Origin of the sequence: Comamonas sp. w2-DMI (assembly GCF_040187735.1) — a bacterium.
Classification (GTDB): Bacteria; Pseudomonadota; Gammaproteobacteria; order Burkholderiales; family Burkholderiaceae_C; genus Comamonas; species Comamonas terrae.
Genome location: NZ_JBANEL010000007.1, coordinates 97,501 through 114,305 on the forward strand (window position 1 = coordinate 97,501; position 16,805 = coordinate 114,305).

Annotated in this window: 15 protein-coding genes and 1 pseudogene; 7 read left to right on the forward strand and 9 right to left on the reverse strand. The window is 62.7% G+C overall.

Going from position 1 to position 16,805, the window contains the following annotated elements:
• From V8Z74_RS09645 to V8Z74_RS09655, 3 genes and pseudogenes are all read right to left on the reverse strand, one after another.
• Nucleotides 1-270 (reverse strand): annotated as a pseudogene (locus V8Z74_RS09645) (DUF3742 family protein); the annotation flags it as partial.
• A 175-nt stretch (nt 271-445) separates the two neighbouring features.
• Complete coding sequence (locus V8Z74_RS09650; RefSeq protein ID WP_003050087.1) at nt 446-1,078, reverse strand: RES family NAD+ phosphorylase; 633 nt, start codon at nt 1,076-1,078, stop codon at nt 446-448.
• A gap of 12 nt (nt 1,079-1,090) precedes the next feature.
• Complete coding sequence (locus tag V8Z74_RS09655; RefSeq protein WP_003050085.1) at nt 1,091-1,717, reverse strand: hypothetical protein; 627 nt, start codon at nt 1,715-1,717, stop codon at nt 1,091-1,093.
• A gap of 315 nt (nt 1,718-2,032) precedes the next feature.
• On the opposite strand from V8Z74_RS09655, the gene mobH reads away from it, so the two are divergent.
• Entirely contained in the window at nt 2,033-3,895 is a 1,863-nt protein-coding gene (mobH, locus tag V8Z74_RS09660) for a MobH family relaxase (RefSeq protein ID WP_003050081.1), read from the forward strand.
• Between the two features lie 50 nt (nt 3,896-3,945).
• On the opposite strand, the gene V8Z74_RS09665 is transcribed toward mobH, so the two are convergent.
• The 6 genes from V8Z74_RS09665 to V8Z74_RS09690 are packed head-to-tail and all read right to left on the reverse strand — an operon-like array spanning nt 3,946 to nt 8,622.
• On the reverse strand, nt 3,946-4,428 hold the full coding sequence (locus V8Z74_RS09665) for an AAA family ATPase (RefSeq protein WP_013520789.1): 483 nt from the start codon (nt 4,426-4,428) through the stop codon (nt 3,946-3,948).
• A gap of 47 nt (nt 4,429-4,475) precedes the next feature.
• Nucleotides 4,476-4,745 carry a hypothetical protein gene (locus V8Z74_RS09670; protein ID WP_003050070.1) on the reverse strand — a complete coding sequence of 90 codons (270 nt, stop codon included), beginning with the start codon at nt 4,743-4,745 and terminating at the stop codon, nt 4,476-4,478.
• Nucleotides 4,742-4,948 (reverse strand): IS66 family transposase, encoded by a 207-nt coding sequence (locus V8Z74_RS09675; RefSeq protein WP_199917100.1) that lies wholly within the window; start codon nt 4,946-4,948, stop codon nt 4,742-4,744. Before V8Z74_RS09675 ends, V8Z74_RS09670 begins: the two co-directional genes overlap by 4 nt.
• A gap of 55 nt (nt 4,949-5,003) precedes the next feature.
• Nucleotides 5,004-6,944, reverse strand: coding sequence for an esterase/lipase family protein (locus V8Z74_RS09680; RefSeq protein ID WP_003050063.1), 1,941 nt, complete (start codon nt 6,942-6,944; stop codon nt 5,004-5,006).
• Nucleotides 6,941-7,975 carry an Lnb N-terminal periplasmic domain-containing protein gene (locus tag V8Z74_RS09685; RefSeq protein ID WP_003050060.1) on the reverse strand — a complete coding sequence of 345 codons (1,035 nt, stop codon included), beginning with the start codon at nt 7,973-7,975 and terminating at the stop codon, nt 6,941-6,943. Before V8Z74_RS09685 ends, V8Z74_RS09680 begins: the two co-directional genes overlap by 4 nt.
• 8 nt (nt 7,976-7,983) lie before the next feature.
• Nucleotides 7,984-8,622: a TetR/AcrR family transcriptional regulator gene (locus V8Z74_RS09690; protein ID WP_003050058.1), complete on the reverse strand. Its 639-nt coding sequence runs from the start codon at nt 8,620-8,622 to the stop codon at nt 7,984-7,986.
• Between the two features lie 451 nt (nt 8,623-9,073).
• On the opposite strand from V8Z74_RS09690, the gene V8Z74_RS09695 reads away from it, so the two are divergent.
• The 6 genes from V8Z74_RS09695 to phbB are packed head-to-tail and all read left to right on the forward strand — an operon-like array spanning nt 9,074 to nt 16,803.
• Entirely contained in the window at nt 9,074-10,561 is a 1,488-nt protein-coding gene (locus tag V8Z74_RS09695; RefSeq protein ID WP_003050056.1) for an efflux transporter outer membrane subunit, read from the forward strand.
• 14 nt (nt 10,562-10,575) lie between these two features.
• The gene (locus V8Z74_RS09700; RefSeq protein ID WP_003050054.1) at nt 10,576-11,655 is read left to right on the forward strand and encodes an HlyD family secretion protein; all 1,080 of its coding nucleotides are present in this window, start codon (nt 10,576-10,578) and stop codon (nt 11,653-11,655) included.
• A 3-nt stretch (nt 11,656-11,658) separates the two neighbouring features.
• Nucleotides 11,659-14,424: a ribosome-associated ATPase/putative transporter RbbA gene (gene rbbA, locus V8Z74_RS09705; protein WP_003050052.1), complete on the forward strand. Its 2,766-nt coding sequence runs from the start codon at nt 11,659-11,661 to the stop codon at nt 14,422-14,424.
• Nucleotide 14,425: 1 nt separating this feature from the next.
• Nucleotides 14,426-15,556 carry an ABC transporter permease gene (locus V8Z74_RS09710; protein ID WP_349709022.1) on the forward strand — a complete coding sequence of 377 codons (1,131 nt, stop codon included), beginning with the start codon at nt 14,426-14,428 and terminating at the stop codon, nt 15,554-15,556.
• 49 nt (nt 15,557-15,605) lie between these two features.
• Nucleotides 15,606-16,067: a phasin family protein gene (locus V8Z74_RS09715; RefSeq protein ID WP_349709115.1), complete on the forward strand. Its 462-nt coding sequence runs from the start codon at nt 15,606-15,608 to the stop codon at nt 16,065-16,067.
• Nucleotides 16,057-16,803 carry an acetoacetyl-CoA reductase gene (gene phbB, locus V8Z74_RS09720; protein ID WP_349709023.1) on the forward strand — a complete coding sequence of 249 codons (747 nt, stop codon included), beginning with the start codon at nt 16,057-16,059 and terminating at the stop codon, nt 16,801-16,803. Before V8Z74_RS09715 ends, phbB begins: the two co-directional genes overlap by 11 nt.
• Nucleotides 16,804-16,805: the final 2 nt, after the last annotated feature.

Consider the following 16,805-nt stretch of genomic DNA (forward strand, 5'->3'; position numbering starts at 1 on the left):
CTAGTCGTCCTCGACATGAGGATCAATGCGGAAACCGTCGTAGGTGTATAGGCCGAATCCTGCTGGTCCGTTTCGCCACTCTGGCTCGGGCAACTCCTCGCCCAAGTCGGTGTTGCGGGCCATCCAGGCAACCACCATGACGCACACCATCACCAGGGCCAGCCAGAAGGTGGTGTACAGCAGCACCCCGAGCGCAGCCAGCTTAACCATCCACACGAGCGCGGTGGCTCCAGCCGTCGGCATGCCCTTGGAAACCAACCAGTTCGACGCCCGCCGTTCACAGCGCGCGTAGGCACGCCATCCGCGGCCAAAGGCGCGGCCGAGGCGTTCTTGCGGTGCTGGTGCGAGTCGTGGTGTTCATGGTCGTCTCCTACTGCTGAGGGATGCCTATTTCAGTTTGGTCCATTTCATTCTGTTTAGGGCTTCAATGTGTTCTCTTGCTGCTTCAGGACGCTTCGTCATCCGGTTCCAACGGGCCAGGGTCGGGCTCCACGCCGATGCGGTATGTAGCAACGAAACGCGGCCAGTCCACATGGTCAACGAGATCGATGTCCTCGATGACACTGACCTTCGCGCTGGCACGCTCGAACAGCGCGATGCTCTTGGCGGGATAGTTGTTGCGCGACGGATAGAGCACCCCGTCGAACAGCACCTGGCCGTCATCTCCAAGCATCGCATGCACCTGGGCCGACACCTGCTGCGTGTGCGTGTAGTCGCGGCTGGCCAACTGCTCCAGGTTCAGGCCGAAGTAGCCCGCCATGACGCCCGGCGCCGTGAGGTCGGCCAGAAGCACGTCGTCCATCACGCCCACTGCGCGCACCATCCGGCTCTGGACTTCTTTCAGCGCGATCGAGCGCTTCGTGTCCGCAAGCCACTGGTGCTTATGAAACACCGACTCCATCAGCGCCGTGGGCAGGTCGCGCCCCAGGTAGAGCACCCCGTAGGCCTGGGCCGGGTCATCGTAGCGATTGGTGCTGCTGCGGCCATAGTACAGCGGGCTGCCCCGATAGACGACGCGGCTCACATGCTGGAGCAGCTCACCGGCATCGATCAGGAACGAAGGCAGCTCGTGGCTCATGGCGATCTCGCTTCAATGCACCTGAACGCCCAGCACGTTGAACACGGCCTCGGCCACGTCGTCGATCGTGCCATGCGTCACCGCATCCACTGGCGAGCGGCCGCCCAAGCCTTCGAGCGGTTCGGACAGTGCGCGGTAGATCGTCCAAGGGTCGATGCCCTCGACCTCCTGAAGCACGGTTTGGGTCAACTGCTGCTTCACCGGGTCGAGCTGCCAGTCGGGCAGTTTCTGGCCTCGCGGCCCCACGTTCAGCGCCAGCAGCCGACGGGCGAGGATGTCCTTGTAGATCTGCTGGCGCGACTTGTCCGCCAGCTTGGCGTACTCCGCGGGCGGCAGGTTGTGCGGCTGGTTGAAGGTTTCCAGCAGCACGGCGCGGCCTCGCTGGACGTCGGTTTCAGTCGGCGCCCAGCGCGTCTCAGCGCGCAGCGCAGCCGTCTTACGCTTCAAGGCGTGCTCCACCGTTTCACCTTCGAGGTTGGCTGGCAGCTTTACCGCCTCCACGCGCTCGTGAATGAACGCCTGCAACTCGGCCGCGAAAGCCGGCGCATCCCGGATTTCGACGGTATCCGCGAAGCGGCGCACATCCTCCACGGTGACACGCGGCAGACGGTCGGCAATGAATTCAATGGCGGTGGGCATGGTCATCTCCCAGGTAGGTTTGAGACAGGACTTACTCTAGTCGCCTTTGTCGCATTTGTCAACTTTGACGCCTAGAGAGCAACCTACCTGGCGAAAACAGCGTCTCCGCAGCATAGGCCGAGGCCAGCGGCTGGTCGCCGCGCAATCCATTCGTGCGGGTTCCACATTGACGCTGGAACCGCAACCCAGGCCCCGCTATACCGAAACGGTTAAAGGCCAAAGGGCCGAAACGGCAAGGGAATGGGGTGCAAGGGGAAAGGCCCTACCTCGAAAAGGCAAAAAGGCCTCCCGGTCGGCCCGCCACAGGACACCCGCATGCTCTCCCTGTTCCAGCGAAAACGGCCCCCGGTCGCCGGCGCGCCACCGCCAGCACCCGCCACCGTCCTCCCGAAAGGGTTGATGCGGCCCGAGTCGGCCGCATCGCTGCTGGCCACCCCGCGCCGGCAGAAGCTGCTGGAGCACATTTGGCAGCGCACCTCGCTGTCGCGCAGGCAATTCGCCACGCTGTACCGAGCGCCCCTGGAACGCTACGCCGAGCTGGTCCAGGCCTTCCCGGCCTCCGAGGCGCATCACCATGCCTATCTGGGCGGCATGCTCGACCACGGCCTCGAAATCGTCGCCTACAGTCTGAAACTGCGGCAGTCCCATCTGCTGCCCATCGGCGCCAGCCCCGAAGACCAAGCGGCACAGTCCGAAGCCTGGACCGCCGCCGTCGCCTACGCCGCGCTGCTGCACGACATCGGCAAGATCGCCGTCGATCTGCACGTCGAGCTGGCCGACGGCAGCATCTGGCACCCTTGGCACGGCCCGCTGCGCCAGCCATACCGATTCCGCTACCGCGACGATCGCGAGTACCGCCTGCACAGCGCCGCGACAGGTTTGCTCTACCACCAACTGCTCGACCGTGAGGCCCTGGACTGGCTCAGCGGCTATCCGTCCCTGTGGGCACCACTGCTCTACGTCCTGGCCGGGCAGTACGAGCACGCCGGCGTACTGGGCGAACTTGTCGTGCAGGCAGACCGGGCCTCGGTGGCCCAGGAGCTGGGCGGCGATCCGGCCCGCGCCATGGCTGCGCCCAAGCACGCGCTGCAGCGCAAGCTGCTCGACGGGTTGCGCTACCTGCTCAAGGAACAGTTGAAACTGAACCAGCCGGAAGCCTCCGATGGCTGGCTCACCGACGATGCCCTGTGGCTGGTGAGCAAAACGGTCTCGGACAAACTGCGTGCGCACCTGCTGTCCCAAGGCGTCGATGGCATCCCTGCGAACAACACCGCGGTGTTCAACGTCCTCCAGGATCACGGCATGTTGCAGCCGGCGCCCGACGGCAAGGCTATTTGGCGCGCGACCATAACCAGTTCCACCGGCTGGTCCCACTCGTTCACCCTGTTGCGCCTCGCTCCTGCGCTGATCTGGGAATCTGGCGAGCGACCGACGCCTTTTGCAGGCACGGTAGCGATCGACGCGGCAGTCGCCGAAAACGACGCCGAGGCGCCGAAAATGCCGCCTGCGGCCATGGCGAAGGCAGCCCCGAACGGTCAGAAACTTCCATCTTGGGAAGGCAGTAGTACCGTCACCGCCTCACCGCCTAAGGCCCAGCCCGTGTCCGATGTCATGGAGGACATGCTGGCAATGGTGAGCACGAGCGGCTCGCCTGGTGCCGAGCAGGATGTGGAGCCGGTTGCACAGAGAAGCTACCCCGCAGACCCCAGCACTCCTATGCCAGCGACTGCCGCAGTGCTTCCTTCGCCACCACCATCTACTGCTAAACCACCCCTAACAGCAGCGCCCCCGTCAGGCGAACATTTCATGATGTGGCTGAAACAGGGAATTGCTTCGCGCCGGCTCATCATCAACGACGCAAAAGCGCTCGTGCATTCCGTGAATGACACGGCCTACTTGGTCAGCCCAGGTGTGTTCCAGCGCTACGTCCAGGAGCACCCTCATGTCGGCACGCTGGCACGGCAGGACAAGATGCCGGATTGGCAGTGGGTGCAGAAGCGCTTTGAGAAACTGGGGTTGCATCGAAAGCACGACAGCGGCTTGAACATCTGGATCTGTGAAGTCACCGGGCCGCGCAAGTCCCGGAAGCTGCATGGGTATTTGCTGATCGATGCGAATTGGTTGTTCGATGCAGTACCACCCAACAATCCTTATCTCAGAGTTACGCAAGAGATTTGAGCATGGAGTCCTACGTGGCGGTGAGATACGGTAGAGTTCGCCTTGGTAGGTTAGCGGCTAGCCAAGGTGTCCAGCACAAAGTCAGCGCGTTGCGCCACTCTGATCTTGGGCAACCGCGATACCGCATAGCCCAGCGCTGGATAGGTGCGCTGAAGCCGCTCGAATTCAGCCCGCGCTTCATCCATGCTGTGACGGCGTTCTTCGTCCTGCACATAGATTTCAGGCCACGGCGGGGCCAGAAAGATGCGCGAGTGGTAGCGATGCGACTGGGCAATCGTGTCCAGAATAGTAGTGCCGTCCAGTGCCTGGGGTGCTGCCGCCGCGTCGATCAGGCCACGGTCGAAGAACACCCATTGCGTATTGCTGCGTGGCGCATTGGCATGGTTGTCTAGCGCAAGGTCGATGGCCCCGCGCAGGAAGGCCGTCATGTCGAGCCACGGCAGGGCCTGGCCGCCCGTGCGTGTTTGTTCCTGAACGATACGCCGTCCAGGCTCCTCAATTACGGCATCCCTGGATTTCCATTCAACCCCCACAAACGAGAACGACGATCAACTATCTCCTGAAAGGCCATCAGCATCCATCAAGGCCAGCATGCCAACAATGAGTGCGTGCATGCCCTGTTGAGTTCGGCCTCCATCTCGGCTTCCTCCGTCGCACGGTCTGCATCCACGACGGGTTCCCGTTCGGCGACCGAGTACACCGTGTCGGCCACGGCAAGGCAGTGGAACGCCACGGTGGTCAACAGCCAGCGCGCATGCTCCATCGATATGCCGTAGGCCTGAGCGATGTGGCGTTGGTGGCCGACGATCTTGTCGAGCATGGGCTGGGTCGCCGCCAGACGGCGGATCACGTTGGGTACGCCTTGCCGTCGCCAAGATGCTTGGGCTTGAGCATCGGCGTCTCGTGGGCGTGCAGCACCACGTGGCGACGCAGTTCGTCATCCAGCGCCTTTACCATCGGCTGCAGTTGCGCGCCGCACGCACCGACCCACTGTGCCAGCGTCGAGCGGGCAACAGTAAGTCTGATGCTCTTTGCGCATTCAGATGAATGCATTACGCCCATACGAAATCCGAAATCAGCTCGGCCGCGCACAGCAGATGGCAGTTGTCTATGGCTGTAAATGCGCTTCCCGCAGAGCCATGTCCTCTCTCAGAATACGCTGGATCTCCAGTATCGCGGCCGCGCTCTGTTGCACGCTGTGCCCCGAAATAATGACTTTCTCGGACTGTGCGCCGGGAAGATGTGCGCTGCGATAAGGCACAAGACCGTCATCGGAATCATCGAGGGCCACTTCGGAATTGGCTTGGGCCACGATCGAGTGATAGCGCACCTGGGATGAGATGGGAAAGCCCGCCGCCGTACGCACGAACGGATCGTTTTCGTCGAGATTGTTCACGCTATTGGGAATGGTTGCCAGGCTTTCACGGCTGCTGGCGGCCGCATTGGGTGTCAGTGTATGGGCGAGTTCTTCGAGCACCGTAATGGGAAAGCGGATAAATCCCGCCATCCAGCGCCCCAGGCGTCCACCCGCGACCGATGTGCCCCGATGAGGCGCCGCGATGAAGATGGCACTGCTGACATTCGGGAAGGGCTCGAAGCGCAACATGGGATCAATGCGCCTGATCTGCTGCGGCGTCAACCGACTGTGATCCGCAGCCAATTGCACCAGCGATTGATCGGTTGACGACACCATCAACCGCGCGATGACCCCGCCCATGCTATGCCCCACCAGCACGAGGTCGGACGACGCCGGCGCTTGGCCGGATGGGTCGAAATGCGTCAGCGTATCCCCGAGCGCCCTGCGAATCATGGCGTGGTTCAACGCGACTGGCATGTTGGTCGGGTAGTAGACCTGCCAGATCTGGTAATGCTGGCGCAGGGCCTCATCGCCCAGGATTTCGTTGGCGAGTTCCACCCAGGCTTCAGGGCTGCTGGCCAGTCCGTGCAGCATGACGATGATCCGCCTGTTCGGATCGTAGGGCTGCATCAAGTAGACGTGCGGGCGGTCGATGCCACCCTCGCGCCCGAGCAGGCTGCGCAGCGACTGGCGGTTGAAATTGGCACGGGCCAGCCATACGCCATAGCCGGCCGTGAAATTGGCCGCCAGCGGCACACGTTGGCCGCGCAGCATAATGGCCGATTCCACATAGGGGTCATGCACCGTCAGACGGGCTGTACGAGCATGCAGCACGCTGTCCAAGTTGTCTCCGTCGGGATGCAGCAGAACCGTCATGGACGGCGCGGGCATCTCGCTCCAGGGCAGCGGTTGCTGATCATGTTTTGCCGCTGGGCGACCACCCCGAGTTGGGGCGGCGCTCAGGGACTCGTCCGGAATGACCGCCACAAGCTCGGCGCCAAAGCCGTCGCGCCGGTAGAGGCTACGCAATCCACGGAAAGACAGGGACGAGGCTGGCAGGAGTTCGGCTGGCACCGCCGTACTGCCCGGTAAGCGCGCGCCGCGCATATCCAGCTTCAGTTCCCAGCCTGCAATGTTCCAACTGGTCTGGTCGGACAACTGCGTCGGCATTTGTTGCCGAACTTCGAACATGCCGGTGGCCGCATGCTCGACGGCATAGTTATACCAATCCCGCACTTGGGTCTGGCGATCCTCGAAGGCCCGCTCTCCCGGAGTATGGTCACCAAGGAACAGATAAGCATAGGCATAGCGAATCGTCTCAAGCCAGGCGGCTTGCTGCGCTGAACCGGGCTTCATGGCCTGAGCCTGCGCCAGCCATAGTTCGGACAGTGCAGCCAGGCGTCTATCCGTGGCAACCCCCGTCACGGTAGCCAAGGCCTCCGCGCACTCCGAGGAGATCGGCTTTGCGCATGCCTGCTCATCCAATGCCGCCACCCTGATGGTCTGGACAGTCGCATCGCTGAGCTTGCCACGTGTCAGGATGTCGCCGCGCTTGAGTTCGATGGCCTCCCTGGTAGGTAGCGTATGAACTTCAACCACTGGGCCGAACTCGCGCAGGATCGAGCAGCCCCCCAGCAGCAGCGGAGCAAGAGCGGCGCATGTAATGAGAAGGCAGGCCTGCGGGAACCTCATGGATTCACCTCGTTGGCAGGGATGCCTGGCACGCCTTGTCGAATCGACATCGAGAAGTCATCCTCTGACACATCGGAAGCAAGGGCACGTTCGTTGATATGCCCCAGTGCCTGCAATTCATCGTAACGATAGCCAGGCGTCAATCCATGCATGTCGTAGACGTACCGCGCAAAATATCCAGACAGCAGCAGGCGATAGTCCATTGGCAATGCGGGCGCAATGACCCGGGCCAGCTCGAATACGATGGTCGTGCAGTTACTGGTTAACGTGTTGTAAAAGCGCGGTTTCTGCCGCAGTTCATTGGCCGCGTTCAGAAACTCCAGAAACAACGCGCGGGCACTCGCCTGATTCATCTGCAAGCGATAGAGATAAACATCTTCGCCTCGCGCGTTGCTGCGCGTACGCACAATGTCTCGCTCATCGGCGGCTACCAGGATCTGCTCGAACTGACGGAAGAATCCTCCTACCGCCGAGAAGGACTCATGGCGTTCCTTGCGAATTTCCAGCGAGAACACCACGCGATCACCGCCATCGAAGCCGAACGACACCAGGGTGTGGGCGATGTGCGGCCCCATCCAGTAGGAAAGCACCAAGTCGGCGCTGCGCAGACGATCCAGGTCGTATGTGCGGCTCTCCCACTGCGGGGTGTAGTCGGTTTCGCTGCGCCACTGGAAGTTGCGCACATTATTCAGGTGAACATGGTTGCCGTCGATCCTGGCCTCCAGCAACTGGGCGACATCGTCAGCCCATACACGCTGGTGTGACGGCTGCAGCGTCCCCCACCACATGAGCAGGGAGGCGGCTGCGATCACAAATGCGAATCCGGCGATGTTGCGATTGCGCCGCCCAAGCAAGCCCGCCCGCGACAAGACAACGGTCACACCCAACGTAGACCACATGGCAATGACGAACCATCGCACCACCGAAGGTCCCGGCATCTGATGCCACAGAGCCAGCGCACCCCACACAGTCAGCAGCAGTACCACAAAGCCGATCGCCAAGCCTGCAAGGGCGCGCAGGACTCTGTGCATCACTCCGCTCATTGAGGCTGCAAAAGCTCAAGCAACAGTTGCCGGTGCGCATCCCGTAACTGCACCAGCGAGATGGAAGGACTGCCCTTGGACAGCATCGAGGAACTCAGCCACAGCACTGCGGGCGCGAGCGCCAACGGGAAGAAGTGTTCGGTCAAGACGCCTGGGCGAATGACGCCTCGGCGTATGTTGCGGTGGATGATGGTCTGCGCCCGCTCTTTCAGCCCGAGCGCAACTTCGTTGTGCCAACGCTGCACCAGCTCTGGAGTTCGGGCGCTTTCGGCCAGAAGCAGCCGGTAGATCGACATCGTGGCAGGGGAGCTGAAGGTCGCGTACAGGCGATCCAGGTAGACATCTACCAGCTCTGGCAACGTCAGATCCTCATCCGGGAGCCAGCCCTGGAAATCACAAATCTGCTTCGTCGTACGTTCGAGCAAGGCGTGAAAAATTTCTTCCTTGCTTTTGAAGTGGGCATAGATGCCAGCCTTGGACAAGCCCGCGCATTCCGCCAGGCGCTCCATCGACACTGCGTTGTATGTCCGATCCGCGAATTCGACCAGGGCCGCGTCGAGTATTTCCTCTTTCCTGGCGGCAGAGGACAGGTAGGGGCGCTTGTTGTCTGGCGCGTCATCTTTATTGGGTGGCATTCAAAGGCTCTGTTCAAAGATCTGAGGGGTGTTCCCATGGGCCTGTCACCGGCTCTACCAAGAATCAGGGCCTTCCTTGAACCCAAGCCGGCAGCTCGAATTGACCTGCGTCAATGACCGACGAGCCCGCTGATTGCGGTTCTTGGATTGTAACGTATAATTGAAAGCAACCGTCCAGTCGTTTGTTTTCAGATTTCACAATGCAGATCAACACAGGGCGCGAGTGAACCCGGCACATCGGGTTACGACACAGGAAGAGCGCCCTATCAACCAGCCGGGGAACACGGGGATGCACATATCAACAAGGAGATGAAGTGGGCTTGACAGCACTTGCAAGCAAGAAAGTAGGGCCTGCGGACACCAGCCACGAACCCCGCATTGCGGGGGTGGCAGCCATTCCCTCCTCTGCGACCAGACCCTCTTCAGCCCGATACCTGTACGGAACGTGACCATGCTCCCAACTTCCCCGTTGTTTCCCGCGTTCAGATTGCGCGCTGCCTCGTTGGCCCTGAGCGCCGTCGTCTTGACCGGCTGCATGTCGCTCGCTCCGGCGCCAGACACCCCGCCATTGCCCGTGCCCGAAGCCTGGCCCGCGCATCTTGGATCAGGCACCGACGGCGCCCACGCGGGAGAGCTTGCCTGGCAGGCGTACTTCACCGACCCCCTGCTGCAACGCCTCATCGAGACTGCGCTGGAAAACAACCGCGACCTGCGCGTGGCCGCGCTGCGCGTCGAGGAAGCCAGCGCCACATTCCGCATTCAGCGCTCGGATCGTTTTCCTGCCATGGGCGTGGGCGCCCAAGGTGGACGCGCGCGGGTCCCTGGCGACCTGAACATGTCGGGCCGATCGCAGGTGGGCGGCGAGTACCGGGCCGAGGTGGGTTTGACCACCTGGGAACTGGATCTGTGGGGTCGGATCCGCAACCTGGAAGACGCCGCCCTGCAAACTTGGCTGGCTTCCGACGCGGCTCGCCAGGCCGTCCATTTGGCGCTGATCGCCCAGGTGGCAGACGGCTATCTTGGCCTGCGCGAGATCGACGAACGCGTGGCGATCGCACGGCAAACCGTGACCACCCGCGAGGAGTCCTATCGCATTTTCCGGCGCCGCGTCGAAGTCGGCTCGACCTCGAAGCTGGATCTCACACAGGTCCAGACCCTGCTGAACCAAGCTCAGGCGCTGCTGACGCAGCTTGAGCAGGCTCGCACCACGCAACTGCACGCCCTGGCACTGCTGGTAGGCGCTGATCCCGGCCCGCTGCCCGCCAAGGCACCCTTCGATGAAACGACGGTTCTGGCTGAGCTGCGGGCCGGTCTGCCTTCGGAGCTGCTGGTCAGTCGCCCGGACATCATTTCCGCCGAACACCAATTGCGTGCCAGCAATGCCCACATCGGCGCGGCCCGCGCGGCGTTTTTGCCGCGCATTGCGCTGACCGGCAGCTTCGGCACGGCCAGCTCCGACTTGAATGGCTTGTTCGATTCCGGCAGTCGTGCCTGGACCTTCATGCCCACCCTGTCGCTGCCCATCTTCGATGGCGGGCGCCGCCGCGCCAATCTGGAGCTGAGCGAAGTGCGCCGCGACATCGCCGTCGCCGGATACGAAAAAACCATTCAAACGGCCTTCCGCGAGGTGGCCGATGCGCTGAGCGCAAAGCACTGGCTGGCTGAGCAGTTGACGATCCAGAGAGCCAACCTGGAAGCGCAAAGCGAACGCGCACGCCTGGCCAAGTTGCGCTACGACAACGGCTCGGCCGCCTTCTTGGAAGTGCTGGATGCCCAACGCGATCTGCTGGGAGCCCAGCAACAACTGGTACAGGCGCGCCGCGCGCTGCTGTCCAGCCAGGTGGCGCTGTATGCCGCGCTCGGCGGCGGCACCCTCGCCGCAGCCGGCGAGGCACAGGGTGCGGCCTCGACTCCCGCTTCCACCCCATCAACCCGTTAAGGCACGCCGAACCCATGACTGTCTCCCCCTCTCTCAAGAAAAAACTCCTGGTCGCTTTCGCTGCAGCGGTTGTTGCCGCGCTGGCCTGGTGGAGCTGGACGAGGTTTACCGACAGCGGCCCGGGCGAAGGATTCGTCAACGGCAATGGCCGCATCGAAGCCACCGAGATCGACGTGGCCACCAAACTTCCCGGCCGCATCGAAGACATCCTGGTGCGTGAAGGCGATTTCGTCACAGCCGGCCAGCCACTGGCCAAGATGCGGCTGGAAACGCTGGAAGCGCAGCGCGACGAGGCCCTGGCCATGCGTCAGCAGGCTGAGCATTCGGTGACCGCGGCGCAGGCACAGGTGGCGCTGCGTGAAGCCGACGTGACTGCCGCCTTGGCTCTGGTTGGTCAGCGCGAGTCCGAACTGGACGCCGCGCAACGGCGCCTGACACGCTCCAGCACGCTGTCGAGTGAGGGAGCCGCCTCGATCCAGGAACTGGACGATGACCGGGCGCGCGTACGGGGCGCCCAAGCGACCCTCGCGGCCAGCAAGGCACAGGCCGCCGCTGCCCGCGCCGCGGTCGAAGCCGCCAGGGCGCAGTTTGTCGGCGCGCAGTCCAGCGTGTCCGCCGCTACGGCCAGTATCAGCCGCATCGAAGCCGACATCCGCGACAGCGAACTGCGGTCTCCGCGCGACGGACGGGTTCAGGTGCGTGTCGCGCAACCCGGCGAGGTGCTTGGAGCGGGCGGACGTGTCTTGAACCTCCTTGATCTGTCGGACGTGTACATCACCTTCTTCCTGCCCGAAACCGTGGCCGGCCGCGTTGCGCTGGGCTCGGAGGTTCGCATCATTCTGGATGCCGCGCCCGAGTATGTGATTCCAGCCACCGTTTCCTTCGTCGCCAGCGCAGCGCAGTTCACCCCCAAGACGGTGGAAACCGCCAGCGAGCGACAAAAGCTGATGTTTCGCGTGCGCGCGCAGATTTCGCAGGAGCTGCTGCGTGAGCACCTGAACCAGGTCAAGACCGGTCTGCCCGGCGTAGCCTGGGTCAAGCTCGACGCCAAGGCCGAGTGGCCTCAGAACCTCTCCGTTCGTGTGCCGGAGTAAGATATGAGCCACAGCGCGCAGCTCGCGACCGTTGCAAGTGTCCGCCAGGTAAGACTGCGCTACCGCGACGTCATTGCCTTGGATGGCATTGACCTGGACATCCCCGCTGGACGGATGGTCGGTCTGATCGGCCCCGACGGCGTGGGCAAATCCAGTCTGCTCTCATTGCTGGCGGGTGTGCGCATCATCCAGGAGGGCACGGTCGAGGTGCTGGGTGGCGACATGGCCAGCAAGGCCCATCGCAAGCAGGTATGCCCGCGCATCGCCTACATGCCGCAGGGACTGGGCAAAAACCTGTATCCGACGCTCTCGGTCGAGGAGAATCTGCAATTCTTCGCGCGCCTGTTCGGTCATGGCGCCGCAGAGCGCCGCCAGCGGATCGACGAACTGACTCAGGCCACTGGCCTGTTCAAATTCCTGGAGCGCCCGGCAGGCAAGCTGTCCGGGGGCATGAAGCAAAAACTCGGCCTGTGCTGCGCGCTGATTCATGACCCGGATTTTCTGATTCTCGATGAGCCGACGACTGGCGTGGACCCGCTGGCGCGCGCGCAGTTCTGGGATCTGATTGACCGTATCCGCGCCGATCGCCCCGGCATGAGCGTGATTGTGGCCACGGCCTACATGGATGAGGCCCAGCGCTTCGACTGGCTGGCCGCCATCGACGACGGCAAGGTCCTCGCCACCGGTACGCCGAAGGAATTGCTGGAGACAACAAACAGCCCGAACCTGGAAGAGGCATTCATCCGCCTGCTCCCGGAAGAGAAAAAGCGCGGACACCAAGCGGTTGTCATTCCGCCTCTGCCTGAGGACGGCGCGGACGATATCGCCATCGAAGCCGAGGGGCTGACCATGCGCTTTGGCGACTTCGTTGCTGTCGACAGTGTCTCCTTCCGTATCCGGCGCGGTGAGATCTTCGGCTTCCTCGGTTCCAACGGGTGCGGCAAGTCCACGACGATGAAGATGCTCACCGGCCTGCTGCCGGCGAGCGAGGGCCGGGCCTGGCTGTTCGGCCACGAAGTGAACCCGCATGATCTGGGCACCCGCCGCCGCGTCGGCTACATGTCCCAAGCGTTCTCGCTCTACAGCGAAATCACGGTACGCCAGAACCTGGAGTTGCACGCCAAGCTGTTCAGCGTGCCCCCGAAGGACATTCCGGGCCGCGTCGAAGAGATGGTGGAGCGCTTCGGCCTGGTGGACGTCATCGACAGTCTGCCGGCCAGTCTGCCTCTGGGCATACGCCAGCGCCTGTCGCTGGCCGTTGCCATGGTGCACAAGCCAGAGTTGCTGATTCTGGACGAACCGACCTCCGGCGTCGATCCGGTGGCACGCGACGCGTTCTGGCGGCTGCTCATCGAGCTGTCGCGGCGCGACCGGGTGACGGTCTTCATTTCCACCCACTTCATGAACGAGGCCGAACGCTGCGACCGCATGTCGATGATGCATGCGGGCAAGGTGCTCGACAGCGACGTGCCCGCCAGACTGGTTGAGAAGCGTGGTGCCAAAACCCTGGAAGAGGCCTTCATCGGCTACCTCGTCGAAGCGGAGGGCGGCACGGCCGCCCCGGCCAGCCAGCCTCCGGCTGCCGACCAGGCGGATCAGCCACCCGCGGTGCCCGCCGAACACGGCGGCGGTCACTCCGCTGGCGGTTTCAGTCTGCAGCGCATGTTCAGCTATCTATGGCGCGAAACGCTGGAACTGCAGCGCGACCCGGTGCGCGCCACGCTGGCGCTGGGCGGTTCGCTGCTGCTGATGTTCGTGATCGGCTTCGGCATCACCATGGACGTCGAGGACCTGAGCTATGCGGTGCTCGATCGCGACCAGACCACGCTTAGCCAGAACTACACGCTGAACTTGGCCGGATCGCGCTACTTCACCGAGCACGCGCCGATCATCGACTACGAGGACCTTGATCGACGCATGCGCAACGGCGAACTGTCGCTGGCCATCGAAATCCCCGCTGGCTTTGCCCGCGACGTGTTGCGGGGCCAGAACGTGCAGATCGGCGCCTGGCTCGACGGCGCCATGCCGCAGCGCGCGGAAACCGTCCAGGGCTACGTTCAGGGCATGCACCAGCACTGGCTGCAGATACAGGCCAGCGAGCGCGGCGGCGCCAGCATGGCTGGCAACACCAACGTCGAGACGCGCTTTCGCTACAACCCCGATGTCAAGAGCCTGCCGGCCATGGTGCCTGCGGTGATCCCTCTGCTGCTGCTCATGCTGCCGGCCATGCTGACCGCGCTGGCGGTGGTGCGCGAGAAAGAGACGGGATCGATCACCAATCTCTACGTGACGCCGGTCACGCGCATCGAGTTCCTGCTTGGCAAGCAGTTGCCCTATGTCGGCCTGGCCATGGTGAACTTCCTGCTGATGAGCCTGCTCGCAGTGACCATCTTCGGTGTGCCGGTCAAGGGCAGCTTCTTCACCCTGGCGCTGGCCGCGCTGATCTTCTCCTTCGCCGCGACAGGCATGGGGCTGCTGGCCTCGGCCGTTACACGCAGCCAGATCGCGGCCATGTTCTTCGCCATGATCGGCACCCTCATACCGGCCACCCAGTTCGCCGGCCTGATCGATCCCGTGTCCTCGCTCGAAGGCTCCAGCAAGTTCATCGGCGAGATCTACCCCGCCACGCACATGATTTCCATCAGCCGTGGCGTATTCAGCAAAGCGCTTGGCCTGGCCGACCTGACAGGGCCGCTGTGGTCGATGCTCATTTCGGTTCCGGTCATTCTCGGCGTGGCTGTTTTGCTACTCAAGAAGCAGGAGCGTTGAGATGCGCAGAAGAAACCTGGCCAACATCTACGACCTTGGTGTCAAGGAGCTGTGGAGTCTTTGGCGCGATCCGATGATGCTTGTGCTCATCGTCTACGTGTTCACCGCGTCGGTCTACACCAAGGCCACGTCCATGCCGGAGACGCTGCACAACGCGCCCATCGCCATCGTCGATGAAGACAATTCGGCGCTTTCCCAACGGATTGCCTCGGCGTTCTACCCGCCGCAGTTCACGCCACCGGCCATGATCGACTATGGAAGCGTAGATCCGGGCATGGATGCCGGGCAGTACACCTTTGCCCTGGTCATTCCGCCCAACTTCCAGCGCGACGTGCTGGCAGGGCGATCACCCGCCGCGCAGCTCAATGTCGATGCCACCCGCATGAGCCAGGCCTTCACCGGCAGTGGTTACATCCAGCAGATATTCACCGGTGAAGTCAACGAGTTCGTCAAACGTTATCGCAGCACCACCGCGCCACCCGTGGATCTGGCCTTGCGCGCGCGCTTCAACCCCGCCCTCGACAAGGCCTGGTTCGGCTCGGTGGTGCAGATCATCAACCACATCACACTGCTGTCCATCATCCTGACCGGCGCAGCGCTGATCCGGGAGCGCGAACACGGCACCATCGAGCACCTGCTGGTGATGCCGGTTACACCCGCGCAGATCATGCTCTCCAAGGTCTGGTCGATGGCCCTGGTCGTGCTGATTGCCTCCTTCCTGTCGCTCACCCTCATGGTGCGCGGCGTCCTGGGCGTTCCCGTCGAGGGTTCCATTGCACTGTTCTTCGCTGGCGCGGCGCTCAGTCTGTTCGCCACCACCTCGATGGGCATCTTCCTCGCCACCCTGGCGCGCAACATGCCGCAGTTCGGCATGTTGATGATGCTCACCATCCTGCCGCTGCAGATGCTCTCGGGTGGCTCCACGCCCCGCGAAAGCATGCCCGAGATCGTGCAGAACATCATGCTGATTGCACCCACCACCCATTTCGTGGAACTGAGCCAGGCCATCCTCTACCGGGGCGCCGGCCTGGAGACGGTATGGCAGCCCTTCCTGGCGCTGGCCCTGATTGGCACGGTGCTGTTTTTCCTGTCGTTGGCACGCTTTCGCAAAACGATCGGCCAGATGGCCTGATCGTTTGACCGCCCGATTGGGCATTTCAATCCAAGCAAGGAGTTTGACCATGAGCAATGAAACCATCCCCCTCAACCTCTTCAAGGCGAACCTGGAACTGCAGTTGCGCCTGCAGCGCCTGATGCAGGAAAACGGCCAGCAATGGCTGGAGAACGCCACGCGCGCGGGCAAAGACGGCATTGCCGAGTCCGGCGCGGAAATCGAAAGCCTGCTCAAGGCCCAGAATTGGCAGGAGTTGGCCACGCTGCCCGCGCAGGCCTTCTGGCGTCAGTTTCAGCACCAGATGGGTGGCGCGCAGGCACTAACGCAAGTCGCAATCAAGAATCAGACCACCTTCACCCAAGGCCTGCAGCAAGCCATTCAGGACTGGCAGAAATCGGTCACGCAGGCCGTAGGCCAGGCAGATGCGATATTGCCGTTCCAGGATATTTTCAAGCAATGGGGAGCGGTGTGGGCCAAGGCACAGGACAAGGACGCACCAGCCAAGACAGGTGGTCGCAATGCCGGCTGAGCAACGCACTGCACTGGTCACCGGCGGCAGCGGCGGCCTGGGCGAAGCCATCGCCCGGGCCTTGCACGATGCGGGCCATACCGTGCTCATCGTCCATTCGCCGGGCAATGCCAGCATTGGCGCGTGGCTGAAAACCCAAGCCGGCGAAGGTTACGACTTCGCCGCCTACGGCGCGGATGTGGCCGACCATGCCTCCTGCCAGGAGCTGGCCGGCCTCATCCATGCAGACGGTCACCACATCGACATTCTGATCAACAACGCGGGCATCACGCGTGATGCTACGTTCCGCAAGCTGAGCTACGCCGATTGGGATGCGGTCCTGCGGGTCAATCTCGACTCCGTTTTCAACGTCACCCGGCCATTCATCGACGGCATGCTCGAACGCGGCTGGGGCAGGATCATCAACATCTCCTCCATCAACGGCTCCAAGGGGCAGTTCGGCCAGACCAATTACTCCGCCGCAAAGGCCGGCATGCATGGCTTCACTAAAGCCCTCGCGCAGGAGGTGGCGCGCAAGGGCGTGACGGTCAACACCGTCTCGCCGGGGTATCTGGATACGAAGATGGTGACGAGCATGTCGGAGGAAGTGGTTAAGCAGGTGGTTGCCGGTATTCCCGTGGGTCGTCTGGGACGGCCTGAGGAAATCGCCGCACTGGTTGCATTCATCGCCAGTGAGTCTGCGGGGTTCATGACCGGCAGCAACGTGTCGATGAATGGTGGCCAGCACATGTACTGAGT

Bases quoted from the DNA above. Each gene is read 5' to 3' on its own strand.
- rbbA (WP_003050052.1), top strand. From the start codon at position 11,659: ATGAGCCACAGCGCGCAGCTCGCGACCGTTGCAAGTGTCCGCCAGGTA.
- V8Z74_RS09685 (WP_003050060.1), bottom strand. From the start codon at position 7,975: ATGCACAGAGTCCTGCGCGCCCTTGCAGGCTTGGCGATCGGCTTTGTG.
- V8Z74_RS09655 (WP_003050085.1), bottom strand. From the start codon at position 1,717: ATGCCCACCGCCATTGAATTCATTGCCGACCGTCTGCCGCGTGTCACC.
- V8Z74_RS09695 (WP_003050056.1), top strand. From the start codon at position 9,074: ATGCTCCCAACTTCCCCGTTGTTTCCCGCGTTCAGATTGCGCGCTGCC.
- V8Z74_RS09715 (WP_349709115.1), top strand. From the start codon at position 15,606: ATGAGCAATGAAACCATCCCCCTCAACCTCTTCAAGGCGAACCTGGAA.
- V8Z74_RS09690 (WP_003050058.1), bottom strand. From the start codon at position 8,622: ATGCCACCCAATAAAGATGACGCGCCAGACAACAAGCGCCCCTACCTG.
- V8Z74_RS09650 (WP_003050087.1), bottom strand. From the start codon at position 1,078: ATGAGCCACGAGCTGCCTTCGTTCCTGATCGATGCCGGTGAGCTGCTC.
- mobH (WP_003050081.1), top strand. From the start codon at position 2,033: ATGCTCTCCCTGTTCCAGCGAAAACGGCCCCCGGTCGCCGGCGCGCCA.
- V8Z74_RS09700 (WP_003050054.1), top strand. From the start codon at position 10,576: ATGACTGTCTCCCCCTCTCTCAAGAAAAAACTCCTGGTCGCTTTCGCT.
- V8Z74_RS09710 (WP_349709022.1), top strand. From the start codon at position 14,426: ATGCGCAGAAGAAACCTGGCCAACATCTACGACCTTGGTGTCAAGGAG.
- V8Z74_RS09675 (WP_199917100.1), bottom strand. From the start codon at position 4,948: ATGCATTCATCTGAATGCGCAAAGAGCATCAGACTTACTGTTGCCCGC.
- phbB (WP_349709023.1), top strand. From the start codon at position 16,057: ATGCCGGCTGAGCAACGCACTGCACTGGTCACCGGCGGCAGCGGCGGC.
- V8Z74_RS09680 (WP_003050063.1), bottom strand. From the start codon at position 6,944: ATGAGGTTCCCGCAGGCCTGCCTTCTCATTACATGCGCCGCTCTTGCT.